This window comes from Massilia sp. WG5 (assembly GCF_001412595.2).
In the GTDB taxonomy this organism is placed as follows: domain Bacteria; phylum Pseudomonadota; class Gammaproteobacteria; order Burkholderiales; family Burkholderiaceae_D; genus Telluria.
Map to the genome: position 1 here is coordinate 5,440,351 of NZ_CP012640.2, position 23,448 is coordinate 5,463,798.

The 23,448-nt window shown below is 67.4% G+C and carries 20 protein-coding genes; 10 read left to right on the plus strand and 10 right to left on the minus strand.

Features of this window, described 5'->3' with window-relative positions; translation table 11 throughout:
- Positions 1-68: 68 nt before the first annotated feature.
- A complete protein-coding gene (locus AM586_RS24295) occupies positions 69-1,190 on the plus strand; it encodes a type IV pilus twitching motility protein PilT (protein WP_047825494.1) in 1,122 nt (373 codons plus the stop codon).
- Between the two features lie 105 nt (positions 1,191-1,295).
- Here AM586_RS24295 and AM586_RS24300 read toward each other — a convergent pair whose 3' ends face one another.
- The 6 genes from AM586_RS24300 to AM586_RS24325 all read right to left on the minus strand — a co-directional run bounded on the left by AM586_RS24300 (position 1,296) and on the right by AM586_RS24325 (position 6,098).
- Positions 1,296-2,150, minus strand: a complete 855-nt coding sequence (locus tag AM586_RS24300) for a PEP-CTERM sorting domain-containing protein (protein ID WP_082439511.1) — start codon at positions 2,148-2,150, stop codon at positions 1,296-1,298.
- 181 nt (positions 2,151-2,331) lie between these two features.
- Positions 2,332-3,597 carry a c-type cytochrome gene (locus tag AM586_RS24305; RefSeq protein WP_047825492.1) on the minus strand — a complete coding sequence of 422 codons (1,266 nt, stop codon included), beginning with the start codon at positions 3,595-3,597 and terminating at the stop codon, positions 2,332-2,334.
- Positions 3,594-4,334: a cytochrome C gene (locus tag AM586_RS24310; RefSeq protein WP_082439840.1), complete on the minus strand. Its 741-nt coding sequence runs from the start codon at positions 4,332-4,334 to the stop codon at positions 3,594-3,596. Before AM586_RS24310 ends, AM586_RS24305 begins: the two co-directional genes overlap by 4 nt.
- 61 nt (positions 4,335-4,395) lie before the next feature.
- A complete protein-coding gene (locus AM586_RS24315) occupies positions 4,396-4,797 on the minus strand; it encodes a c-type cytochrome (protein ID WP_047825491.1) in 402 nt (133 codons plus the stop codon).
- A 26-nt stretch (positions 4,798-4,823) separates the two neighbouring features.
- Positions 4,824-5,519, minus strand: a complete 696-nt coding sequence (locus AM586_RS24320) for a 3'-5' exonuclease (protein WP_082439512.1) — start codon at positions 5,517-5,519, stop codon at positions 4,824-4,826.
- Between the two features lie 18 nt (positions 5,520-5,537).
- The gene (locus AM586_RS24325; protein WP_047825490.1) at positions 5,538-6,098 is read right to left on the minus strand and encodes a ProQ/FINO family protein; all 561 of its coding nucleotides are present in this window, start codon (positions 6,096-6,098) and stop codon (positions 5,538-5,540) included.
- 602 nt (positions 6,099-6,700) lie between these two features.
- On the opposite strand from AM586_RS24325, the gene rpoD reads away from it, so the two are divergent.
- The 4 genes from rpoD (at position 6,701) to AM586_RS24345 (ending at position 12,825) form a co-directional block, all read left to right on the plus strand.
- Positions 6,701-9,445: an RNA polymerase sigma factor RpoD gene (gene rpoD / locus AM586_RS24330; RefSeq protein WP_047825489.1), complete on the plus strand. Its 2,745-nt coding sequence runs from the start codon at positions 6,701-6,703 to the stop codon at positions 9,443-9,445.
- 150 nt (positions 9,446-9,595) lie between these two features.
- The gene (locus AM586_RS24335) at positions 9,596-10,408 is read left to right on the plus strand and encodes a transporter (RefSeq protein WP_082439513.1); all 813 of its coding nucleotides are present in this window, start codon (positions 9,596-9,598) and stop codon (positions 10,406-10,408) included.
- A gap of 61 nt (positions 10,409-10,469) precedes the next feature.
- Positions 10,470-11,207 (plus strand): hypothetical protein, encoded by a 738-nt coding sequence (locus AM586_RS24340; RefSeq protein WP_047825488.1) that lies wholly within the window; start codon positions 10,470-10,472, stop codon positions 11,205-11,207.
- Between the two features lie 115 nt (positions 11,208-11,322).
- Positions 11,323-12,825, plus strand: a complete 1,503-nt coding sequence (locus AM586_RS24345; RefSeq protein WP_162600586.1) for an aryl-sulfate sulfotransferase — start codon at positions 11,323-11,325, stop codon at positions 12,823-12,825.
- A gap of 4 nt (positions 12,826-12,829) precedes the next feature.
- On the opposite strand, the gene ppc is transcribed toward AM586_RS24345, so the two are convergent.
- The gene (ppc, locus tag AM586_RS24350) at positions 12,830-15,664 is read right to left on the minus strand and encodes a phosphoenolpyruvate carboxylase (protein ID WP_047825487.1); all 2,835 of its coding nucleotides are present in this window, start codon (positions 15,662-15,664) and stop codon (positions 12,830-12,832) included.
- Between the two features lie 168 nt (positions 15,665-15,832).
- Between ppc and hemC the strand changes: the two genes are divergently transcribed.
- The 5 genes from hemC to ppa all read left to right on the plus strand — a co-directional run bounded on the left by hemC (position 15,833) and on the right by ppa (position 20,620).
- Complete coding sequence (hemC, locus tag AM586_RS24355) at positions 15,833-16,825, plus strand: hydroxymethylbilane synthase (protein ID WP_257791528.1); 993 nt, start codon at positions 15,833-15,835, stop codon at positions 16,823-16,825.
- Positions 16,825-17,607, plus strand: a complete 783-nt coding sequence (locus tag AM586_RS24360) for a uroporphyrinogen-III synthase (protein ID WP_047825485.1) — start codon at positions 16,825-16,827, stop codon at positions 17,605-17,607. The genes hemC and AM586_RS24360 overlap by 1 nt, the downstream gene beginning before the upstream one ends.
- Positions 17,604-18,794, plus strand: a complete 1,191-nt coding sequence (locus tag AM586_RS24365) for a uroporphyrinogen-III C-methyltransferase (RefSeq protein WP_047825484.1) — start codon at positions 17,604-17,606, stop codon at positions 18,792-18,794. The genes AM586_RS24360 and AM586_RS24365 overlap by 4 nt, the downstream gene beginning before the upstream one ends.
- A gap of 11 nt (positions 18,795-18,805) precedes the next feature.
- On the plus strand, positions 18,806-20,002 hold the full coding sequence (locus AM586_RS24370) for a heme biosynthesis protein HemY (RefSeq protein WP_082439516.1): 1,197 nt from the start codon (positions 18,806-18,808) through the stop codon (positions 20,000-20,002).
- Positions 20,003-20,083: 81 nt separating this feature from the next.
- Entirely contained in the window at positions 20,084-20,620 is a 537-nt protein-coding gene (gene ppa / locus AM586_RS24375) for an inorganic diphosphatase (protein WP_047825483.1), read from the plus strand.
- Between the two features lie 80 nt (positions 20,621-20,700).
- On the opposite strand, the gene AM586_RS24380 is transcribed toward ppa, so the two are convergent.
- The 3 genes from AM586_RS24380 to AM586_RS24390 are packed head-to-tail and all read right to left on the minus strand — an operon-like array spanning position 20,701 to position 23,278.
- A complete protein-coding gene (locus AM586_RS24380; RefSeq protein WP_082439517.1) occupies positions 20,701-22,188 on the minus strand; it encodes a PA domain-containing protein in 1,488 nt (495 codons plus the stop codon).
- On the minus strand, positions 22,175-22,603 hold the full coding sequence (locus AM586_RS24385; protein WP_047825482.1) for a post-PEP-CTERM-1 domain-containing protein: 429 nt from the start codon (positions 22,601-22,603) through the stop codon (positions 22,175-22,177). The genes AM586_RS24380 and AM586_RS24385 overlap by 14 nt, the downstream gene beginning before the upstream one ends.
- A gap of 12 nt (positions 22,604-22,615) precedes the next feature.
- The gene (locus AM586_RS24390) at positions 22,616-23,278 is read right to left on the minus strand and encodes a choice-of-anchor J family PEP-CTERM protein (RefSeq protein ID WP_197416465.1); all 663 of its coding nucleotides are present in this window, start codon (positions 23,276-23,278) and stop codon (positions 22,616-22,618) included.
- Positions 23,279-23,448 lie beyond the last annotated feature (170 nt).

Here is a 23,448-nt window from a genome sequence, read left to right on the forward strand (position 1 = left end):
AACTTTAGAGCGCCGCTGGTTTTATAATTAATGCATCGCAAGTTTCCACTTTTATCATCGATCGCCCGATGGAATACCACCAGTCCTCGCAGATTCCCACCCTCTCGTATATCGAAAACGAAGACCATCCGGTGTTCGGCACCCTGGTCGAGCAGATCCTGCACCTGCTGAACTCGAAGCTGGTGTTTTCGGACATCATCATTCACCAGAACAGCCCGCTGATGCTGCGCCAGCCGAAGGGCCTGGTGGCGGTGACGGATTCGCCGATCACGAAGGAGGAACTGGAAGAGTTCTTCGACGTCATCGAACCGAACTGGTCCGAGCGCATCCAGGAACGCGCGTTCGACCGTTCGATCGACCTGCACACGGCGCGGATCCGCGCCAACTGTTTCAGCTTCCAGGGCAAGAAGCGCCTGGGCTGCGTGATCCGCCGCTTCCCCAAGGAGCCGCTGGCGCTCGACAGCCTCGGCCTCCATCCGGACGAGCAGGAATTCGCGCGCATGACCAGCGGCCTGGTATTGATCATCGGCGACACCTGCCAGGGCAAGTCGACCACCATCGCCTCGATCCTGGACGAGATCAACCGCCAGCGCTCGGGCCACATCATCACCATCGAAGACCCGGTCGAGACCCTGATCCCCCAGCGCAAGTGCATCATCACCCAGCGCGAAGTGGGCGTCGACGGCGACGTCGACAGCTATTACCTCGGCGCGCTGGATGCGCTGCGCGAGCGTCCGGACGTGATCGTGATCGGCGAGATCCGCGACGCCCAGACTGCCCAGGAAGCGCTGGCGCTGGCCGAATCGGGCCCGCTGGTGCTGGCGTCCCTGCATGCGCGTTCGACCGAGCTGGGCCTGCAGAAGATGCTGCGCCTGCTGGGGAATTCGGAAGCCCAGGGCCAGGCCCTGGCGCATGCCCTGCGCGGCGTGCTGTGCCAGGCCCTGCTGCCGTCGAAGCAGGGCAACCGCTACCACCTCGCCACCGAATGCCTGAGCATCAGCCCGGCGGTGGCCGGCATGATCGAGCAGGGCGACCTGGGCGCCATCCGCGCGCACATGAACGCCGGCCGCGAACCGGGCTGCCATACGATGAACAGCGTGCTGGAAGGGCTGCTGGCCTCGCACAAGGTCGGCGTCGACGATGCGCGCGCGGCGACCACCGACCGGATCGGCTTCGCGGAGATGGTGTAACTGCTCCAAGGAAAGCCGGCGCCGGGAGGCGCCGATAAAAAAATCGCCGGCATCTGCCGGCGATTTTCTTTTGGACGCGCAGTTCTTGCGCGCCGTAGTTGCCGATTACTTGCGCGAGCGGCGGCGCAGTGCAGCGCCCATGCCGACCAGCGCCAGGCCCATCAGCGACAGTGCGCCCGGTTCCGGCAGGGCGTAGGTCTGGCCGGCGCCGGAAGTGACCTGCGCGCCCAGGATGCCCGCACCGCCATTCCAGTTAGCATTGTTCGAATAGACGTTGTCGATGCGAAGATCGGCATTGCCGGTACCGGTCGTGAACCAGTTCGCGTTCAATTGCTCGCTCCACAGGCCTTCCTGGGTCATGTCAACCGACAGATAGGAGCTGGCGAAACCCTTGAAGCCTTTTTGGGTGGTCGGCACCGAGCTGCCTACGACAGTGTTCTTGTCGTTGGAGTCATCCATGCCGGTATCGAAATACAGGTGGGCGAGGAGAACGCTATCGGTGGTAAAGCCGTTCGCGCAGCTGTAACCGCAACGAACGCCGGCCACAGGCATGCTTTTATCGATGGCGGTTGCAGCCACTTTGCTCGTGTCGCGCCAGTACAGGTCAAGGTAGCCGCTCGTTGCAGGAAACGCATTGCTGTCCGAAACGCCGCCTTTTTCGATCCCATAGAACATGCCGGTGATCTGGCCGCCAACCTGGTTCGTGAAGAAGGCGCTGTTGAGCGTGTTCTGGTCAATGGAATCGTTCGGCGTGCCTACTTTGCCGGCCGCCATGGTGTTCACAACGAACACGCCCCAGTTGATTTCGCTGCTGCCATAGGTGTGAGCACCACCGACGGCAATTTGTTCCTGGCCGACGAACTGCAGGTAAATCGGGCCAGCCGGCAATACCGGCGCCGGTGCGGCGGAAGCGCCGAAGCTGGCGAAGGCGGTTGCCAAGGTAATAAGAATTTTTTTCATGGTGTGGCTGTTAGTTAATATCAAGAACCCAAGCTAGACTATGAGCAAGTTTTATGCCAGAAGAATGTGAGTTGGCGTAAGTGTCTGTATTTGCAGTCTTTTTCCTTATTTTTGAGTAACTGCGCTCTCCGTTTCCAGCAATACACTTGCACAAGTGTAAAAATTCCCGACAGTATTATTCTTAGTCCAGCGGCACCGCACGCAAGCCATTGACCTCTGCCGGCGTCACCATCCGCGCCGCATTGCCCCAGCTGGCGCGGACATAGCTGAGCACCGCCGCTACCTCGGCGTCGTTCAGCACCGGACTGTAGGGCGGCATGCCGTAGGGGCGGGGATTGCCCGCGGTGGCCGGCGCGAAACCGCCGTTCAGGACGATGCGGATCGCATTCACCGCTTCCGGCTGCTGCAGGGTCCGGTTGCCGGCCAGCGGCGGCCAGGCCGGGCCGCCATCCTTGTCGGCGGCGCCGCGCCCGTCCTTGCCGTGGCAGTCGGCGCAGTGCTGGCCATACAGCCGTTCGCCGAGCTTCATCAGGGCTTCCGGCGGCGCCTCCGCCGGCGCGCGCCCGGCGCCATCGGTGGGCAGGGATGTCAAATACACCGACATCGCGCCGACGTCGCCCTCCGACAGGTACTGCAGGCTTTGCCCGACCACCTCCGCCATCGGCCCGAACACCGCGCCCTGCGGCGAGACGCCGGTGTGCAGCAGCTGCGCAAGATGCGGGTCCTGCGATGCCAGCGAAGGCGCGTACCAGCCCAGCACCGGAATCAGGCCGCCGTGCAGTCCCTGGCCGCTCGCCCCGAGGCCGTTGCGCGGACTGTGGCAGGCGCTGCAGTGGCCAAGGCCCTCGACCAGGTAAGCGCCGCGGTTCCAGTCCGCGCCGCGCGCCGGCGCCTGGCTGTAGACGCCCGGCTTGAAATACAGCAGGCGCCAGGCCGCCAGCGCCGCCTGGCTGTCGTAGGGGAAGCGCAGCTGGTGCGGCTGGCGTGGCTGGCGCGCCGGCGGCAGGCTGCGCAGCCAGGCGAACAGGGCGTCGGCGTCCTCGCGCGTCACCTTCGTGTAATTCGGATAGGGGAAGGCAGGGTAGAGCAGGCGGCCGTCCTTGCCGACGCCGTTGTGCAGGGCGTTCCAGAAATCGTCGGCGGTCCAGGCGCCGAGGCCGGTTTCATGGTCCGGCGTGAGGTTCGGCGCCACCACCCGGCCGAAAGGCGTGTCGACCGCGCGTCCGCCGGCGTAGGCGATGCCGCCGCGCGCCGTATGGCAGGCGGCGCAATCGCCGGCGCGCGCGAGGTAGGCGCCGCGCGCGATGTTCTGCGCGCTCGGCGCCCAGGCCTGCGGCGAGCGGGAGGGGATGAATTCGGCGCGCGGCCAGGCCAGCAGCACGGCGGTCAGGGCGAGGACGAGCAGGGCCCCGAGCGCCATCAGGACGCGACGCGGGACGGGCGTCATGGCCGCTGCTCCGGTGCGCTGCCGCAAGCCAGCGGCAGGGGCCGCGCGACGGCTTGCGCCGGGGCGGCGCCGGCCGGCAGCGGTTCGCTGGCGAGCCAGGCGGACACTGCCGACACGTCGGCCAGGCTGAGGCGTGAGGCGATGGTTCCCATGCAGTCGGGCGCGAGCGCATGCCGGCTGCCGTTGCGCCAGGCGCCGAACTGGGCGTTGATGTAGTCGCGCGGCAGGCCGACCAGGCCGGGGATGGCCGGCAGCGCGCCGCCCAGGCGCTCGCCGTGGCAGGCGATGCAGGCCGGCACGTTCAGGGCCTTGTCGCCATGCAGGACCAGCTGGCGCCCGCGCTCCAGCTCGGCGGCCGGCAGGGCCGCGCGGTCGAGCACGGGCGCCGGCAGGTGCTGGGCCGAAAAATAGTCCGCGATCTCGTGCAGGTAATCGTCCGACAGGTGCTGCACCATCCAGGTCATCAGCGGATACTGGCGCCGGCCGTCACGGAAATTGATCAGCTGGTTGTAGAGATAGCCTGCCGGTTTGCCGGCGATGCGCGGGAAATACTGGCGCTCGCTGCCGGGCTTGAGGGCGGCAGGGGGCGCCGAAGCGCTGCCGTGGCAGGCGATGCAGGGGGCCAGGCGCGCTTCCAGGCTGCCGGGAACGCGCTGCGGCTGGGTCGGCTGGGCCGCGGCGCAGGTGAGCCATGCCCAGCCGCAGAGGACACCCAGGGAAGAGGATATGCTTCGCATGATGGATTCCATCTCCACATCATACCCTGCCTGGCCGACAATATTTTTATTTGGGCAAGATTCAGCGGGCCGCGGGCGGCGCCGCCTGCTGGAAGGTGCGCAGATAGGCTTGCAGGGCCTTGATCTCGTTGTCGTCGCCGAGGCCCCAGAAGCGCATCTTCGTGCCCGGCACCAGCTTGCCGGGATCGCGCAGGAAGGCGGCCAGGGTGCGCTCGTCCCAGACGATGCCGGAGGCTTTCATGGCCTCCGAATAGGCGAAGTCGGGCGTGGAGCCGGCGCGGCGCCCGAACAGGCCGTTCAGCTGCGGGCCGAAACTTGCGCGGGCGTTGACGCCCACCTGGTGGCAGGAGGCGCATTGCTTGAACACGCGTTCGCCGGTGGCGGCATCGGTGCCGGAAGGGGTGCAGCCTGGGAGGACCAGCAGGGAGCCGGGCAGGAGGATGGACAGGAAAAAACGCTTCATGCCGCCATTATAGGCGGCCGGTGCATTCAGGCCGATGGCTGGGCCAGGGCCCTGGACTGGGCGGCGGCGCGTGCGGCAAGCCGGGCGGCATTGGCGGCGGCGGCCGGGAAGTGCTGGTGCCAGTGGCGGTAGATGCGCAGGGCCACGTGGGCGTCGTCGGCCGCGTACTGGATCTGCTGTTCGGACAGGCGCGGCAGCGCCCAGTTGGTGGTCGTGATGCGGCGCGATTTCTGCAGGCGCTGGCCGAAGAAGCGCGCCACGGCCGTCTTCGCGCCCCAGGCATTGCGTTCGCGCCTCTCGACATCGCGCAGGGCGGTGGCGAGGTCGATCACGTTGCGGGTCTCGATGCCGAGCTTGGCGCGCAGGCGGCGCAGGTCGTCGCCGAGGCCGAAGCCGACCTTCACGATCGTCGGCGCTTCGAGCACCGCACGCAATACCTCGACCAGGTGCGCCGCGCCGGGCGCAGCGGCCGCGCCGGCGCCGACCTGGAACAGATAGGCGTGGCTGTCGGTGGCGAGCTGCACCAGATGCGGCCCGGTCGACACTTCGCCTTTCTGGAACGTCGGCTTCGACTCGGTGTCGAAGCCGATGCTGTCCGCCGCCAGCAGCGCCGCGAGGGCGCTGTCGGCATCCGCACCGGAACGCACCAGGCGCACGTCGGACAGGGCGATGCCGTGGTAAGGCGGCAGGGTTTCCTCGGCGACTGGTGCGGTCTCGCTCATATGATCAGTATCGGCTGCTCACTTGCGCGAAAACTTGGAGGCGAGCTGTTCCAGCTTCTCCTGGCGCTTGCGGTCGGCCTCGAGTTGGGCGGCGGCGTCGCGCTCGGCTTTCTTCCGCTCGGCTTCTTTTTTGAAGCGCTGCTGCAACAATTCCTTGGCGTGCTGGCGATGGGTGTCGGTCACTTCGGCGCCCGGCTTGCCGTCCAGGTCGTAGCGGACGGTGGCTTTTTCCATGGCGCGCAGATAACGCATCGAACCCGTATGGATGCCCAGCGCGGCGCGCATCAGCTTGCGGTTCAGGCTCGGCATGCGCGATAGCAATTGCTTATCGACACCGATCTCGAGCGGCAGGCAGTTGCGGAAGGCCACAAACTGCTGCTGCAGCTGCTTGAGCAGGGCGCGCGGCGATTCCGCGGCCGGCGTGCCGGCAGCCGGAGCGCCTGCAGCCTCCGCGGTGTCATCGGCGGACGCCGGCACAGCGTGGTCGCCGCCCGGGGTAGCCGCGGGTTCCGGCGTGGCGTTGGCGGCGTTGGTTTCGTTGGCCTCGGAGGATTCGGCGACAGAACTAATCGTATTCATTGACTTCATGGTAAGAACAGGAAGCGGAAGGATAGCATGCAAGACGGCTCGTGTGCCGCTGAGCTGTGTAAGGGTTCGTCGTCCGCGCCGGTCGACCGTGATTTCCTTGGTGTGCGGCGGGCGCGGCGGCAAGAAATCGTGTATGATCCGCCCCTTTCCTTGCGTAGGGCTTGCGCCGACGCAGACCGGCCAGGGGGTCGGAGAACGCAGCGCCACTATGCGGATTCGTTATATCCCTTATCGGATATTTCAATTATCGCTAGATGTTTCCGTGGTGCATAATATGCCTGTCTCCTCTATTTCTCTCTTGGGAAAATAGCTCAAGCCCGTTCCTTGACGGGCTTTTTTTCGTTCCGACATGCTAATCCGCGATTTCAACCAGATTCCGAGCTGCTCCTGCCACCCGTCCGCGCGTCCCGATGCCGCCTCTCCAGGCCGCCTCGACCGTCTCCCGGCAGGCGCAGTCGTTTGTGCTTGATTTCCGGCCCTTCTGCCCTTAGTTAGGGCCATCCCGTTATTCCTTGCCCGCAGGTCCGCAAGCGGACCAGGTGGCTTATTGACTTCGCAGGCGCGCATCCCGCCTCGACTGGAGAATGCTTATTATGAAAAACACCGCCAAGACATTGACACTGACAGCGAAGAAGGCGCCGGCGAAGAGCACGGCGCAGCTGTCGGTGCCGAAAACCGCGACCTCCTACTTCCTCGAAACGGAAGCGGCGGCCAAGGTGACGGTGGTGAAGACGCGTTCCCGCCTGGCTTCGCTGAAAGCGGTCCAGGCCGAGCAAGCCGCCGCGGCCGATACCGCCGCGCACGCCCAGGTCGCGCAACTTCAGCCGGAGCAGTTCGATGAGGCCGTCGCCGCGGGCGAGGCCGCCGCGGAAGTGGTGGCCGACAGCGTGCACGAGGCCGCGCCGGCGCTCGACGCCGCCCCGGTCGCCGATGCGGCCCCGATGATCACCCCGGTCGCCGCGGTCGCCACCGACGAAGCCGATCCGATGCCGATGCCGACCGCGCCCGCAGCGCCGCCGGTGATCGTGCGCAAGCGCACCTCGAAGCTGGCCGCCCTGAAAGCCGCCGCCGAGACCGCCATTGAAACCCCGGCCCCTGCCGCCGCGCCGGCGCCGGCCGCCATGGTCGAGGAAGCCCCGCGCGTGGTCCGCACCCGCACCCGCCGCATCGGCGACGCCACCGGCACCCCCCGCACCCTCACGCCGGCCGCGACCAGCGGCGTCAGCACCACCACCGACGCCGCCGTGCTGGCCTCGATCGACACCTCGGGCTACACCCTGCCGGGCGTGAAGGTGCCGGGCCGCCGCGGCCGCAAGCCGAGCGAATTCATGCCGGAGAACGACGAGATCGCCGCGCTGAACGCGGTCGAGCGCGCCGAAATGAAGGCCGCATCGAAGCTGCGCGAGCGCAAGGCCAAGGGTGTCCCCGGCATGCTGGGCGCCGAGCAGGGCTTCTCGGGCGAGGAACTGGAAAAGCGCCGCACCCAACTGAAGAACCTGATCAATATGGGCAAGGAGCGCGGCTACCTGACCCATGCCGAGATCAACGACCACCTGCCGGAAAACATCATCGATCCGGAAGCGATCGAAGGCATCATCGCGACCTTCAACGACATGGGCATCGCCGTCTACGAGCGCGCCCCGGAAGCGGAAATGATGCTGCTGTCGGACGCGGTCGTGACCCCGACCAGCGAAGACGAAGTCGAAGCCGCCGCCGCGACCGCGCTGTCGACCGTCGATTCCGACTTCGGCCGCACCACCGATCCGGTCCGCATGTACATGCGCGAAATGGGCGCCGTGTCGCTGCTGACCCGCGAAGGCGAGATCGCGATCGCCAAGCGCATCGAAGAAGGCCTGAAGGACATGGTGCAGGCGATTTCCGCCTGCCCGGTGACGATCTCCGAAATCATCGCGCTGTCGCACAAGATCGCCAGCGACGAGCTGAAGATCGATGACGTGGTCGACGGCCTGATGAGCCCGGACGAGGGCGGCGCCGCGCCGGTGGCGACTGCTGCTGCCGCCGCCTCCCCGGACGACGAGGAAGAGGAAGAGATCGAGGACGAGGAAGAGGAAGAAGGCGGTGCCGGCGGCAGCGCCGCCGCCGGCTACTCGGCCGAGCAGCTGGCCGCGCTGAAGAAGACCGCGCTGGAAAAGTTCGCCATCATCGAGAAGCAGTTCGACAAGATGGGTCATGCCTTCAAGACCCACGGCTACGGCTCGCTGCAGTACGTCGCGGCCCAGGATGTGATCTCGACCCAGCTGCTGGGCATCCGCTTCACCGCCAAGATCGTCGAAAAGCTGTGCGACACCCTGCGCGGCCAGATGGACGAAGTGCGTTCGATCGAGCGCGCCGTGCTGGACATCTGCGTGAACCGCTGCGGCATGCCGCGCGCCCACTTCATCAAGGTTTTCCCGGGCAACGAGACGGACCTCGAATGGGTGCAGCGCGAAGTCGACTGCGCGTATCCGTACAGCGCGGTGCTGTCGCGTAACGCCCCGGCGATCATGGAACTGCAGCGCCGCATGATCGACCTGCAGGCGCGCGTGGCGCTGCCGCTGGCCGATCTCCGCAAGATCAACAAGCAGATGGCGGCCGGCGAGAAGCGCGCCCGCACCGCGAAGCGCGAAATGACGGTGGCCAACCTGCGCCTGGTGATCTCGATCGCGAAGAAGTACATCAACCGCGGCCTGCAGTTCCTCGACCTGATCCAGGAAGGCAATATCGGCCTGCTGAAGGCGGTCGACAAGTTCGAATACCGCCGCGGTTATAAGTTCTCGACCTACGCGACCTGGTGGATCCGCCAGGCGATCACCCGCTCGATCGCCGACATGGCCCGCACCATCCGCGTGCCGGTGCACATGATCGAGACGATCAACAAGATGAACCGCATCTCGCGCCAGATCATGCAGGAAACCGGCACCGAGCCGGACATGGCGACCCTGGCGGCCAAGATGGAGATGCCGGAATCGAAGGTGCGCGAGATCATGAAGATCGCGAAAGAGCCGATTTCGATGGAAACCCCGATGGGCGAGGACGGCGATTCGCAGCTGGGCGACTTCATCGAGGACAACGCCACCCTGGCGCCGCTGGAAGCCGCGATGCACGCCTCGATGCGCGGCGTGATCAAGGAAGTGCTGGACTCGCTGACCCCGCGCGAAGCCAAGGTCCTGCGCATGCGCTACGGCGTCGAGATGTCGAACGACCACACGCTGGAAGAAGTGGGCAAGCAGTTCGACGTCACCCGCGAACGTATCCGCCAGATCGAAGCCAAGGCGATGAGCAAGCTGCGCCAGCCCTCGCGTTCGGACAAGCTGAAAACTTTCCTGCAGAATCAGTAAGCGTCAGGCGCTATCAATACTAAAAAATCCCCGAGCCAGCAATGGCCGGGGATTTTTTTTGCGAGATGGGTGTGGTTCCGCACAGAATTGTCGTGCCTGGATCGAAGGGCTCGGCGATACTGGTGTTTCCGATTCCCCTGTAGATGAAACATGACGAGAAAGCGCATTCTTCCCCTGGCCGCGGCCGTCCTTTGCACGCTTGCCGCCGCAGGCGCCCACGCCGGCGATGAGGAGCCGATTTCCCCCGACCGTCCCGGCGTCGCCGAAACCGGCGAGGTGGTCGGCAAGGGCCGGGTCCAGCTCGAAACCAGCGTCCAATGGGAGCGCCAGCGCGACGACGCGCTGCACACCCGGACCCTGAGCACGCCGACGCTGCTGCGCATCGGCCTGGGCGAGCGCACCGAGCTGCGCGTCGAGACCGATGGCCGCAACGTGATCCACGCCAGCGATCCCGCCACCGGCGAGCGCAGTACCGTGGCCGGCTATGCCGACACCTCGCTCGGCCTCAAGTGGCATGTCGCCGACCAGCAGGGCACCGGCTTCGGCACGCCCTCGCTGGGCGTGCTGCTGCAGGCCGACCTGCCGAGCGGCAGCCGCGAACTGCGCGGGAAGGGCGTGCGTCCCTCGCTGAGCCTGCCGGCCGAGTGGGAGCTGCCCGGCGGCTATTCCCTCGGCGTGATGCCGGGCCTGGGCGTCGACAGCGACGACCAGGACAAGCGCTACGGCTACGGGCTCCTGGCTGCCGAGCTGGGCAAGAAATTCAGCGAGCGCCTGGGCGGCTTCGTCGAGCTGGCCGCGCCGCAGATCGCCGGCGCCAGCCACGGCGGCATCCAGGCCATCGTCGATGCCGGCTTCACCTGGCTGGTGAACAAGGATTGCCAGCTCGATGTGGCGGTGGTGCATGGCCTGAACCGCCGCAGCCCGGACCTGGGCCTGGCCTTCGGCATCTCGCTGCGGAGGTAATTGCTTTTTTGCAATCTTGCATGTTAGGATATTTTTAACTTAACCTCCGAGCAGGCAAGATATGGCAGAGCTGGAAGTCGCCAAGCACGGCAAGAACGTCATCCACCTGATGACGAAAAAGGAACACACGGTCTCGCACCGGCTTCGCGAGATCGCCATCGAGATCGCGATCATCGTGTTCGCGGTCAGCATGAGCATCTGGCTGCACGGGCTCAGCGAGCACCATCACCAGCAGAAGGAGGTGCGCAGCTTCCTGGTCGGCCTGAAGAGCGACCTGGCGGCCGACGTCCAGCAGCTCAACAACATCAAGGAAGGCTACCGGGGTTTCGACGCCAATTACGCCTACCTCGCCAGCCTCGACCCCGGCAAGCAGCCGGACTGGACGAAGTTCAAGGCCGCGTACGACATGCTCGAAGCGAACTGGTTCTTCCTCCCGACCCGGAGCCGTTACGACGGCTTCCTGATGAGCGGCCGGCTGGCCAATATCGAAGACGAGAAGCTGCTGACCGCGATCCTGTCCCTGTACCAGATGCACCTGCCGCAGATACAGACCTCGGAAGGCGGCTGGTCGAACCGCCAGCACAAGCTGCGCGACTATCGCGACGACAAGCTCGACACCGACGACGACCTGTCGCATTTCCGCTGGGTGACGTCGCCGAAAGCCAGGCGCCTGCTGGCGCAGATGCAGTCCAGTCCACAACTGTACGAGCGCTACCAGAACTACATCGACCAGAGCCGGCAGATCATCAAGGCGATCGACGCCGCCTATCCGGACCAGGCGGGCAAGAAAGCGGACTGAGCGGCCGCCTCCACGTCAGCTGCGCGTCCGGACAGGGATGAGCGACACGGGTGAACCTCAAGGTCCCCGCCTTGTCCAAGTTTCTTGTCGAGTAGCGCCAGCCCCGGAGGTGGCCTTGCAAACCTTACGCTATGCCGGCCCGTGCCTGGCCCTGGCGCTGGCGGCATCCTGCGGTGGCTCCGATCCGCCGCCGGATGCCTTGCTGGGCCAGGTCAGCGTCGCCAGCCAGGCACCGGGGCCGACGCCCTTCATCGTCCATGTCGGCCTCGTGATCGAGCGTCCCGATCTCGTGCGTTCGGTGTCGTACACGATCGCACCCAAGCCCGGCACGGTATCGCGGCCGGTGTCGGTGAGCTACGGCAGCGCCTACCTGGCCCGGCGCCAATTGCTCGACATGGCCGGCAAGCGCCTGGACCTGCCGGTGTTCGGCCTGTACGCGGCTTACCCGAACCAGGTGGCCGTGCGCATCGGCTTTGCCGACGGATCGACGCGCCTGGAAAGCCTGCTCATCAACACGGCGTCCTACGACGCGCTGCCGTACTACAACGCGCCCGACGTCAGGACCCCGCGCCAGCCCGGCATCGCGCTGGGCTTCGATTTCATGCTTCTCAAGAACATCCTGGTCACGCCGGTCGTCATCGACACGGACGGGAATCTGCGTTGGGTCGGCAGCGGGGTCACCGATGCCGTGGCCTCGGCCTTCGACGGCGGGCGCTTCCTGGCCGGCGACGGCAAGTCGCCGACGCTCTACCGGATCGAACTGGACGGCACGGTCAGCAGCGTCGGCCTGTCCGACCCCAGCTTCGCCGACTTCCACCACGACCTGGCGCCCGGCAAGACCGGCCTGCTGGCGGAAGTGGACAGGCGGATCGACGGCGTGCTGTATCCGGGCACGGTGCTGGCCGAAATCGACGCCGACGGGCGCGTGCTCAAGCAATGGGACTTGTCGGCGATCTTTCGCGCGGCGATGCTGGCGGGCGGCGACGACCCGTCCGGCCTGGTGCGCGACCAGGCCGACTGGTTCCACATGAACTCGGCCATCCATGACCGGGCCGACGACGCGCTGCTGGTCTCGAGCCGCGAAAACTTCGTGGTCAAGCTCGACTACGAGAGCGGACGCATCCGCTGGCTGCTGGGCGACCCGGAAAAATACTGGTACCAGGCGTATCCGTCGCTGCGCGCGCTGGCCTTGAAGCTCAGCTCGGGCAAGCCGCCGGTCGGCCAGCACGCGCTGTCGATCGCACCGGATGGCACGCTCATGCTCTTCAATAACGGGACCGCCAGCATGAACCAGCCGCCCGGCGCCCCGGCCGGCAGCAATCCGGGCTTCAGTGCGGTATCCAGATATGCCATCGACGAGGCCGCGGGCACGGCCGCCGAAGTCTGGACGTACGAGCACGGCCGCGATACCTGGGCCGACGTCTGCTCGAGCGCCTACCAGGTGAGGGAAGGCGGCAGCCTGATCGACTACGCCAGCGCGTACGGGCGTACGCGCGCCAGGCTGGTCGGGCTCGACGCGAACGGCAGGCTGGCGTTCGACTACGAGTACCCGACCATGCGTTGCGACACGATCTTCAACGCGGCGCCGATCGATTTCGGCGCACTGGTGCTGGACTAGCTTGTCAGCCGGTGTTGCGCAAGCCCGCCGCCACGCCGTTGATCGACAGGTGAATCCCCCGATGCACGCGCACGTCGATCTGCTCCGGATCCTGCGACAGCGCCCGGTGCCGTTCGATCAGCTCGACCTGGAGGTGATTCAGCGGATCCAGGTAGGCGAAGCGGTTCTGGATCGAACGCGCCAGCAGCGGGTTCGCCGCCAGGCGCTCGGCCTTGCCGGTGACCTGCTCCAGGCAGCGCAGGGTTTCGCCGTACTCGGCCGCGATGCGCTTGAAGATGCGTTCGCGCAGCTCCGCGTCCGGCACCAGTTCGGCGTAACGGCGCGCGATCGGCAGGTCGGTCTTGGCCAGCACCATGTCCATGTTCGACAGCAGGGTGGCGAAGAAGGGCCACTGCTCGAACATCTCCTTCAGCAGCACCAGGCGTTGATCCCGGTCGCCGCCCGTTTCCCCATCCTTCAGCCAGCCCGAGACCGCCGCGCCGAAGCCGTACCAGCCCGGCAGCAGCAGGCGGCACTGGCCCCAGGAGAAGCCCCAGGGAATCGCGCGCAGGTCTTCGATGCGGCGGGTTGACTTGCGCGAGGCCGGGCGCGAGCCGAGGTTCAGCTCGGCGATCTCGGCGATCGGCGTGGCGGCGAAGAAGTAGTCGGTAAAGCCCGGGGTCTCGTACACCAGGTTGCGATAGGCTTTATAGGCGCGCTCGGACAGTTCGGCCATCACCTTCTCGTAGCCGGCCAGGCGCGCGACCTGGGCCGGATCGACGCCGTGCGGCATCAGGCCCGCTTCGAGCGTGGCCGCCACCAGCAGTTCGAGGTTGCGGCGCCCGATCTCCGGGTTCGAGAACTTCGAGGAGATGATCTCGCCCTGTTCGGTCAGGCGGATCTGGCCGTTCACGGTGCCCGGCGGCTGGGCCAGGATCGCGTCGTAGCTGGGGCCGCCGCCGCGGCCGACCGTGCCGCCGCGGCCGTGGAACAGGCGCAGCTTGACGCCGGCCTCGCCGAACACCTTCACCAGCTTCAGCTCGGCCTGGTACAGCTCCCAGTTCGAGGTCAGGAAGCCGCCGTCCTTGTTCGAGTCCGAATAGCCCAGCATGACTTCCTGCAGGCTGCCCTGGCGTTCGATCAGGGCCTTCACGACCGGGATCGCCATCCACTCGCCCATGATGTCGCCGGCGCGCTGCAGGTCGGGGATGGTCTCGAACAGCGGGATCACCATCACGTCGCACTGCTGTTCCTTGCCGGTCGAGCGCAGCAGGCCGGTTTCCTTCTGCAGCAGCAGGACTTCCAGCAGGTCGGAGACGGTCTCGGTGTGCGAGATGATGTAGTTGCGGATCGCGCGCTTGCCGTAGCGCTTGCGGATCTCGCGCGCCGTGCGCAGGATCTGCAGCTCCGATTTGGTCTCGTCCGAATAGTCCTGGTAGGGCGAGTACAGCAGGCGCGGCTGGGCGATCTCGGCCAGCAGCAGTTTGACCTTGGCCGCCTCGTCGAGTTTCGCGTAGTCGGCTTCGACCGAGGCGGCGGCGAACAGTTCGGCCAGCACGCGCTCGTGGACGTCCGAGCTCTGGCGCATGTCGAGCGAGGCCAGGTGGAAGCCGAAGATGCCGGCGGCGCGCAGCAGGCCGGCCAGGCGCGGCTTGACCAGGATCGCGCCGTGGTTGGCGTTCAGGGAATCGACCAGCACCTGCAGCTCGGCCTGGAACTCGGCCGCATCCGCATAGGCTTCGGCGTGACCGACTTCCTTGCGCAGCGGGTTGGTGGCGCCCAGTTCGCGCGCGGTCGCGGCCAGGCGCGCGTAGATGCCGATCAGGGCGCGCCGGTAGGGCTCGTCGGCGCGGTGCGGCGAGGTGTCGGGCGAGGCCGCCGCCAGCGCGTCGAGTGCGGCGCTGGCCTGCACCAGCAGGGTCGAGGTCGACAGTTCGGCGCCCAGTGCGTGCACCTCGTCGAGGTAGTAGTCGAAGATGGTGGTGGCGTGGCGCACCAGGGCGCGCTGCATGGTGCCGGCGTTGACGTTCGGGTTGCCGTCGCGGTCGCCGCCGATCCAGCTGCCCATCTGCAGGTAGACGGCATCGTCCAGCTTTGCCTGCAGCTCTTCCTCGATGTCGTCGTACACGGCCGGCAGTTCGCGCAGGAAAGTCGTGCGGTAGTAGGACAGGGCGTTTTCGATCTCGTCGGCCACGGTCAGCTTCTCGTAGCGCAGCATGCGGGTCTGCCACAGCGTCGCCACGCGCGCCTGCAGCAGCATCATGTTGTGCGCGCGCTCCTTCGGCGTCAGCGGCAGGTCGCGCTCGGCCAGCAGGCGTGCGATGTCGTGCTCGGCGTCCAGGATGGACTTGCGCTGGACCTCGGTCGGGTGGGCGGTCAGCACCGGCGAAATCAGGGCTTCGCGGAGAAAACGCTCGATCTGTCCGCGCTCGACACCGGCTTCCTGCAGGCGCGTGAGGGCGTAGGCCACGCTGGACGGCTGCGGCGTCGAGCCGGCGAGCTGGTGGGCGCGGCGGCGGCGCACATGATGCTGGTCTTCGGCGATGTTGGCCAGGTGCGAGAAATAGGAAAACGCGCGGACCACCGAGTTGGTCTCTTCGCGCGAGAGTTTCTTCAGCAGGCCCGTGAGCTCTTCGCCGGCCTGCGGGTCGTCCTCGCGACGGAAACGCACCGCGGTCTGGCGGATGGTCTCGACCACGTCGAACACGGCCTCGCCCTCCTGGTTGCGCAGCACGTCGCCCAGCAGGCGGCCGAGCAGGCGGATGTCTTCTTTCAGCGGCGCGTCCTTGTCGCCGGGCGCGGGCGCCGGGTCCGCGACTTGCGGATCGGCTTGGTGATCGGGGTTTGCAGCTTTGTTCATGTTCGGGCACAGGTTGATTTAACGGGAGTACAACGGGGCACACGGGGACAAACTGCCATGGCGCTTGCCACGGTCCTGCAAGGGGCCGCATGCTAGAATTTGTGGTTACAGGCATGCCGCCCACCGGCGTCGGCCGATCCAGGCACAACGACAGTGAAAGAAATCGTCTTGAACACTACTGACACGACTCAGCGCGGGCCGACGCGGCTTATTATCGCATCGCGCGAGAGCAGGCTGGCCATGTGGCAGGCCACGTACGTACGCGACCGGCTCGCGGCATTATATCCGCATTGCCAGGTCGATATTCTCGGAATGACCACCCGCGGCGACCAGATCCTCGACCGCACCCTGTCCAAGGTCGGCGGCAAGGGCCTGTTCGTGAAGGAGCTCGAAGTCGCGATGGCCGAGGGCCGCGCCGACCTCGCCGTGCACTCGCTCAAGGACGTGCCGATGGAGCTGCCGGAAGGCTTCGAGCTGGCCGCCGTGCTCGAGCGCGAAGACCCGCGCGACGCCTTCGTCTCCAGCCAGTACGCCAGCCTGGCCGAGCTGCCGCCCGGCAGCGTGGTCGGCACCAGCAGCCTGCGCCGCCAGGCCCTGGTGGCGGCGCGCTATCCGCAGCTGGTGATCAAGCCGCTGCGCGGCAACCTCGACACCCGCCTGGGCAAGCTGGACCGCGGCGACTATGCCGCCATCATCCTGGCCGCCGCCGGCCTCAAGCGCCTTGGACTGGAAAACCGCATCCGCGCCTTCCTGCCGATCGAGGAAAGCCTGCCGGCCGCCGGCCAGGGCGCGATGGCGATCGAGATCCTGGCAGGAGGTGAGGGCGGCAATGAGCGCCGCGACGGCCTCGACCTGCGCGCGCTGCTGGCGCCGCTGAACCACGAGGACACGTCCCGCGCCGTCGCCGCCGAGCGCAAGGTCTCGCGCGTGTTCGGGGCCAGCTGCCAGATCCCGCTGGCCGCCCATGCCATCGTCGAGGGCGGCGCACTGCACCTGCGCGCCATGGTCGCCACCCCGGATGGCCGCCGCAGCGCCTTTGCCGAAGGCAGCGGCCCGGCCGACGCCCCGGAGCTGCTCGGCGAAACCGTCTCGGGACGCCTGCGCGAACAGGACGCCGACGCCATCCTGGCCGAGTGCAAGGCCGAGTCGGCTGCGCCCTGATGACGGCGGCGGTCGTCATCACCCGACCCCGCCAGCAGGCCGAGCCGCTGGCGCGCGCCGTGGCGGCCCTCGGCCGCACGCCGGTGCTGCTGCCCTTGCTGGAGATCTCGCCGCTGCCGGCCGACAGCGAAGCGGGCGCCGCGCTGCGGCGGGTGTTGAGCGATCTGGCCTCGTATGCGCTGGTGGCCTTCGTGTCGCCGAATGCGATCGAGGCCGCGTTTGCCCATATCGCGCGCTGGCCCGCCGGCGTCGACATCGCCGTGGTGGGCGAGGGCAGCCGCGCGGCGCTGTCGCAGCACGGCATCGGCGAGGGCGTGCGCATCCATTGTCCGAAGGATCCCGCCCACAGCGATTCCGAACACCTGCTGCAGGCGCTCGACCTGCAACAGCTGGCCGGACGCCGGGTCCTGGTGGTGCGCGGCGACGGCGGGCGCGAGCTGATGCCGGACGCGCTGCGCGGCGCCGGCGCCCTGGTGGACACGGTGACGGCCTACCGCCGCGCGGTGCCGGCCCTGAACCCGGCACTCGCCGGGCAACTGGCCGGCTTGCTGGCGCGGCCGAACGACTGGATAATCACGAGCTCGGAAGCGCTGCGCGGCCTGGTATCCCTGGTGGAAGGGCTGGCCGGCCCCGACGAATTGCAGTACCGCCTGCGGCAGCAGCACCTGATCGTGCCGCATGCGCGCATCCATGAAACGGCGCGCGCGCTCGGCTTCACCCGGCTGACGCTGAGCGGTTCCGGCGACGAGCGTCTCCTTGCCGCGTTACAATCACAAGCATGAACGAATTGCCCAACAATCCAGAAAATCCGAGCAAGGGCGGCCAGGTCGTCCCGCCGGAGACGTATGCTGCGCCTCCGGCCGAGCCGCGCGTGCCCGAAGGCGCCCGCGTGGGCGGGCTGCTGAACAAGCCGCAGAACGTCGCGATCATCGCGCTGGCCGTGCTGCTGGCGCTGCAGACCTGGTCGACCCATACCCGCTTCACCCGCCTGCGCGAGGACGTGGCGAAGACGCTGCAGAAGGACAACGCGTCGAATGCCGAAACCGCCCAGCTGGTCCGCGAGACCCAGGAGACGGCCAAGGAACTGCAGGTCAAGGTCGGGGTGCTGGAAAGCCGCCAGTCCGAGTCGCAGAGCCAGCAGGCCGCGCTCGAGCAGATGTACCAGGACATCTCGAAGAACCGCGACGAATGGGCGCTGTCCGAGATCGAGCAGGTGCTGTCGACCGCCAGCCAGCAGCTGCAGCTGGCCGGCAACGTGCAGGGCGCGCTGATCGCGCTGCAGAACGCCGATCGCTCGCTGTCGCGTTCCGACAAGCCGCAATTCATCACGATCCGGCGCGCCATCGCACGCGACATCGACAAATTGAAGGCGCTGCCCCAGGTCGACCAGGCCGGCATCGCCCTGCGCCTGGACAACGTCATCGGCCAGATCGACAACCTGCCGCTGCTGGCCGACGAGAAGCCGGCCGAGCCGATCTCGGCGGCGCGCGCGCCGGCGGCCGTGCAGGTGTCCGCGAATACGCCGGTTCGGGCCGCCAAGCCCGCCAAGGGCGCGGCCGTCGTCCCGGCGCCGGCCCCGGAGCTGTCGCTGGGCCAGCGCATGCTTGACACCTGGCGCAACTGGAGCCACGAGATGTGGGACGACATGCGCCAGCTGATCCGGGTGCGCACGGTGGACACCCCGGACGCGCTGATGCTGTCGCCGGGCGAAGCCTATTTCGTGCGCGAGAACCTCAAGCTGCGCCTGCTGAACGCGCGCCTGGCCCTGTTGTCGCGCAACGAAGGCACTTTCCGCGACGACCTCGGCAGCGCCCAGCAGACCCTGGCCCGCTACTTCGACACCAAGGCGCGCTCGACCCAGGCGGCGCTGGCGCTGCTGCGCCAGGTCCAGGCCAACAACGTCACCATCGAGGTGCCGGACCTGTCGGAGAGCCTGAACGCCGTGCGCAACTACAAATCGAAACCGTGAGGAGCTGACCGATGCGCCTGCTTCTCTGGTTAGTCGCCCTGATGGCGGCGGCGATCGGCATCGCCGTGACCGCCCGTTTCAACCCCGGCAACGTGGTGTTCTTCTACCCGCCGCACCGGATCGACCTGTCGCTGAACCTGTTCGTGGTGCTCACGACCCTGCTGTTCGTGGTCGTGTACGTGCTGGCCCGCGCGGTGCGCGCCACCCTCGACATGCCGGCGCGGGTGGCCGAGTACCGCCTGCGCAAGCGCGAGCGCGAAGCCAACCGCGGCCTGCGCGAGGCCCTGAAAGCCCTGTTCGAGGGCCGTTTCGGCCACGCCGAGAAGGCCGCGATGCGCGCCGCCGAGCTGCCCGAGAATGCCGGCCTGGCGGCCCTGATCGGCGCCCGCGCCGCGCATCGCATGCGCGAGCCGGCCCGGCGCGAGGCCTGGCTGGCCGGCATCGCGCACGACCAGTCGCTGAAGACCGCGCGCCTGATGACGGTCACCGAGCTGTCGGTCGACGAGCACAAGCCGGAAGGCGCGCTGGAAGCCGTGGCCGAGCTGAACGCCAGCGGCCAGCGCCACATCCACGCCCTGCAGTGGGCGATGAAGGCCAACCAGCAGGCGCGCAACTGGCCCGAGGTGCTGCGCCTGGTGCGCACCCTGGACAAGCGCAACGCCCTGCATCCGGCGCTGTCGAGCCGCCTGCGCGAGATGGCCTACGAGGCCATGCTGGCGGAGGGCGGCCACGATGCGGAGTCGCTGCGCCGGCTGTGGTCGACGGTGCCGAACGCGGACCGCTGCAAGCCCTATATCGCGGCCCGTGCGGCGGCCGCCTTGAATGCCCGCGGCCTGCACGAAGAGGCCCGCGTGATCGTCGAGGACGCCCTGAAGGCCGAATGGGACGAACGCGTGGTGCGTGCCTACCGCGAAGCCGCCGGCCCCGAGGGCTCGGCCACGCTGCTGGCCCAGATCGAGAAATGCGAGGGCTGGCTGCGCGAGCATCCGGGCGACGCCGAGCTGGCCCTGACCCTAGGCGCCTTGTGCCTGCGCCAGAAGCTGTGGGGCAAGTCCCAGCGCTACCTGGAACAGGCGCTGTCGGACGCGGGCAATCCGGACCAGGTGCGCGAAGCCCATTTGAAGCTGGCCCAGCTGCACGAAGCCCTCGGCCAGCAGGACGAAGCGAACCGCCATTTCCGCCAGTGCGCGCTGGCAACCGTACTCTGAAAGTGAACAGGGCGCCGCGTCTTGTGCGGCGCACAAGCTCAGACCGATTCGCTATAATTACGTTTTAACCAAGGACAAGCCATGAGCCTGAACAACGTCAACGCCGGCCGCGATGTGCCGAACGATTTCAACGTCGTCATCGAGATCCCGATGAACGGCGATCCGGTCAAATATGAAGTGGACAAGGAATCCGGTGCGATCTTCGTCGACCGCTTCATGGGCACCGCGATGCACTATCCGTGCAACTACGGCTACGTCCCGAACACCATCGCCGACGACGGCGACCCGTGCGACGTGCTGGTGATCACCCCGTTCCCGCTGATCCCGGGCGTGGTGGTGCGTTGCCGCGCGCTGGGCGTGCTGAAGATGACCGACGAAGCCGGCGGCGATGCGAAGATCCTGGCCGTGCCGGTCGAGAAGCTGGCCCCGGTGTACGCGAACATCAAGACCGTGGACGACGTGCAGGAACTGACCCTGCGCCAGATCCAGCACTTCTTCGAGCACTACAAGGACCTGGAAAAGGGCAAGTGGGTCAAGGTCGAGGGCTGGGCTGGCGTCGACGCCGCCAAGGAAGAAATCGTCAATGGCGTGAAAGCCTACGAAGCCCAGGCGAAGTAAGCGCCCGGCGCTGACGCCCGACAGGCAGGAAGGGCCGGCACCCGCGAGGGGCCGGCCCTTTTACTTTTCGGCTGATCCGCTTACCAGCCGATATCCTGCAGCAGCGGATAGGTGAGGTCGCGCGGCGGCGTCACCTGGTGCGTCAGGTCGTCGTTGATGGACGGTTCCATCAGCTGGTTCGGCTTGGCCTCGGTGCTGTAGTGCGAGACCGTCGAACCCGGCGAGTAGATGCTCGGCGTGTACATCAGGATCCGTCCCTGCGGGTCGGTGCCGGCCAGCTGGTTCTGGTTCACGCCGAGGCTGGCGACCACGCCCGACTGGGAGCGCGAGCGGCGCTGCAGGCTGGCCTTCAGCGTCACGCCGTTCGCCTGGGTCACGCGCACCGAAGGAATCGCGATGCCCGGATCGCTGCCGCTCATGCCGGCCGCGTCGCCGGGCTGGTTGTCCGCCACCACCATGGCGATCGCGCCGGCGGCCTGCACGTTGCGGGCCTTGGTGACGAAGTCGCAGGTGCCGCGGTCGACCAGGGCGACGTTGCCGCGCACGGCCAGCGCGTTGGCGGCGTTCAGCGGATCGCAGGCCAGGCCGGTGCCGTCGGCCTGGTCGACCACCGGCATCAGCTGGCCGCTGACCGGCGGGTTCGCCAGCGGCGGGCCGAAAGAGGCGTCGCCAACTTCGTAGTTGCCGGCAGCCTGGCCGGCTGCGCCGCCCGAGATCGCCAGGTTCGACATCGGCGCCAGCACCTGCGGCACGGCGGCGCTCACGCGTGCGCCGTTCCAGGACAGGCCGCGCCAGGTCACGGCCGACTGGGCGCGCTCGGCGGCGGTGCTTTCGACCCAGGTGCGCTTGGTACGGTTGTCCAGCAGGTAGTAGTCCCAGATCGAGGGGTAGCCGAGGATTTCCTCGCCGGTCTCGTCGTCGGTGAAGGTCTGGAAGCCGAGGCCGTGCGCGAACTCGTGCAGCAGTACGGTGACGAGGTCGATCTGGTCGCCGAAGTTGCGGTCCAGGCCGAGGTAGAAGCCGTTGCCGGGCAGGCAGTCCGGGAACAGGCCCAGCCGCGAGTTGAAGCGCGCGACGATGTGCGGCTCGCCGGGGCTGGCGATGTCCTCGCCGGCCAGCTTGCTGGCGAGGGCGCTCGGATACCAGGTGCCGGCGCGCGGCGCGTTCGGGAAGTCGCGCCAGATTTCGTCGGCGCCGGCCGAGCCCAGCACGGCGCTGTTGGCGGTGCAGGACAGCGGCACGAAGGAGGCGCCGATGCGGATCGTGACCTTGCTGGTCAGGGTGGCGCCCCAGATGTCGGCGGCGGCCTGGAAGGCGTTCAGGCGCTGCTGGCCGAGCGTGGTGCCGGGGTTGCCGCCGGTAGGTGCGGCCGGGGTCGGGTCGTTGAAGCCGACCCCGGGATCGTTCTGGTTGACGATCACGATGGTGGCGGCGGCGTGCGCGCTGGTCATCGCGCCGACCGCCATCGCCAGGGCAAGGGCGACGGTGGCGACGCCGGCGGCGGCGGCCTGCTGCAGGCGCGCGTGATTACGCTCTTGATGCCGGGACTCCTGATCAGCGGGCTTCATGGCGGTGCTCCTTGTGCTCGGCGTTGGGGGCTTGCTTGAGGGCGGCGGCGGCGGCGGCTTCGCCGTCCACGCAACTGCGGCTCAGCTTGCCGTCCGAGCCGCGGGTGACGAGGTCGTAGACCAGGGTCTTCTCGCCCAGGCGCACGCCGCTGGCGCCGTCGCGGCGCGACAGGACCTTGTTCTCCTGCGGGGCGCCGGCCACCGCGGCGGCCGATGGGGGCGCCTTGGCGCGCAGTTCGCGCAGTTCCTGCGGCGTCGGCGCGCGGAACTTGCCGGTTGCCGGATCGCGCACCACCGTCATGCCTTCCTGGCCCTGTTGCGATTTCCTTTCCTGGGCCTTCGCGTGCATGCTCAGCGAGGCCATCACGCACAGCACGGCCAGCATGCTCAGGGTCATCATCTTCTGTTTGGACATGGCTTCTTCCGATCAGGCTTGCGGTTTGCGGCGGCGCAGGCCGAGCAGGCCGAGGCCCATCCCCAGCATCGCCCAGGTGGACGGCTCCGGCACCGCTGTTACGACGCTGACCGTATCCAGGCCGACATAGTTCAGGGTATCGGCGGGGCCGAAGTAGCGGAAGGCGAAGCGGCCGCTGCCGCTTGCCTCGACCGTGGCGCTGAACTGCGCCCAGTCGGTCGGGTAGGCGCCGGCGCCGCCCACGGTCGTGAGTACGGTGGTGAACCCGGCCGGATCCAGGCCGGCGCCGGACGAGAAGCGCACTTCGAGGACATCGTTGAAGCCGGGGTCGGCGGCGTGGCGGCTGAAGAAGCTCAGCACCGTGGTGCCGGACAGGTCCAGGGTCGGGGTGACCAGCCAGGTGTCGACCGTGCCGCTGCCGTTGGCGGCGCCGAGGAAGTTGGCGGCGGCATAGGCATCGGCGGCGCCGGACTGGGCGGGGAACAGGTCGGGATTGCCCTGGAACCAGCCGGAGCCCGGCGGTACGCTGTTGTTGAGCTGCGCCCATCCGTTCAGGCCGCTGATATTGTCGAATCCTTCGTTCAGTACCTCGACGCCGGCGGCATGCGCGGCCGGGGCGCCGAGTGCGGCCAGCGAGAACGCCGCGGCCGCACACATCTTGTTGACGGGTTTCATGGAAAGCCCTTTCTTGGAAGCCAGTAGGATGGTCAACCGCTCGCGCTGGCTGATCGACGAGGCCATGCTGAGCTCATCTTATGGTTGAGATGACAACGGGCATTGATCTTCAGCTAATGGGCGGACTGGACTTCCGAAGTACCGCCGCGCGGGCCGGCCGGGGGCTTGGC

Coding starts and splice junctions, on each gene's coding strand:
- AM586_RS24295 (WP_047825494.1), top strand. CDS start 69: ATGGAATACCACCAGTCCTCGCAGATTCCCACCCTCTCGTATATCGAA.
- AM586_RS24300 (WP_082439511.1), bottom strand. CDS start 2,150: ATGAAAAAAATTCTTATTACCTTGGCAACCGCCTTCGCCAGCTTCGGC.
- AM586_RS24305 (WP_047825492.1), bottom strand. CDS start 3,597: ATGACGCCCGTCCCGCGTCGCGTCCTGATGGCGCTCGGGGCCCTGCTC.
- AM586_RS24310 (WP_082439840.1), bottom strand. CDS start 4,334: ATGCGAAGCATATCCTCTTCCCTGGGTGTCCTCTGCGGCTGGGCATGG.
- AM586_RS24315 (WP_047825491.1), bottom strand. CDS start 4,797: ATGAAGCGTTTTTTCCTGTCCATCCTCCTGCCCGGCTCCCTGCTGGTC.
- AM586_RS24320 (WP_082439512.1), bottom strand. CDS start 5,519: ATGAGCGAGACCGCACCAGTCGCCGAGGAAACCCTGCCGCCTTACCAC.
- AM586_RS24325 (WP_047825490.1), bottom strand. CDS start 6,098: ATGAATACGATTAGTTCTGTCGCCGAATCCTCCGAGGCCAACGAAACC.
- rpoD (WP_047825489.1), top strand. CDS start 6,701: ATGAAAAACACCGCCAAGACATTGACACTGACAGCGAAGAAGGCGCCG.
- AM586_RS24335 (WP_082439513.1), top strand. CDS start 9,596: ATGACGAGAAAGCGCATTCTTCCCCTGGCCGCGGCCGTCCTTTGCACG.
- AM586_RS24340 (WP_047825488.1), top strand. CDS start 10,470: ATGGCAGAGCTGGAAGTCGCCAAGCACGGCAAGAACGTCATCCACCTG.
- ppc (WP_047825487.1), bottom strand. CDS start 15,664: ATGAACAAAGCTGCAAACCCCGATCACCAAGCCGATCCGCAAGTCGCG.
- AM586_RS24360 (WP_047825485.1), top strand. CDS start 16,825: ATGACGGCGGCGGTCGTCATCACCCGACCCCGCCAGCAGGCCGAGCCG.
- AM586_RS24365 (WP_047825484.1), top strand. CDS start 17,604: ATGAACGAATTGCCCAACAATCCAGAAAATCCGAGCAAGGGCGGCCAG.
- AM586_RS24370 (WP_082439516.1), top strand. CDS start 18,806: ATGCGCCTGCTTCTCTGGTTAGTCGCCCTGATGGCGGCGGCGATCGGC.
- ppa (WP_047825483.1), top strand. CDS start 20,084: ATGAGCCTGAACAACGTCAACGCCGGCCGCGATGTGCCGAACGATTTC.
- AM586_RS24380 (WP_082439517.1), bottom strand. CDS start 22,188: ATGAAGCCCGCTGATCAGGAGTCCCGGCATCAAGAGCGTAATCACGCG.
- AM586_RS24385 (WP_047825482.1), bottom strand. CDS start 22,603: ATGTCCAAACAGAAGATGATGACCCTGAGCATGCTGGCCGTGCTGTGC.
- AM586_RS24390 (WP_197416465.1), bottom strand. CDS start 23,278: ATGAAACCCGTCAACAAGATGTGTGCGGCCGCGGCGTTCTCGCTGGCC.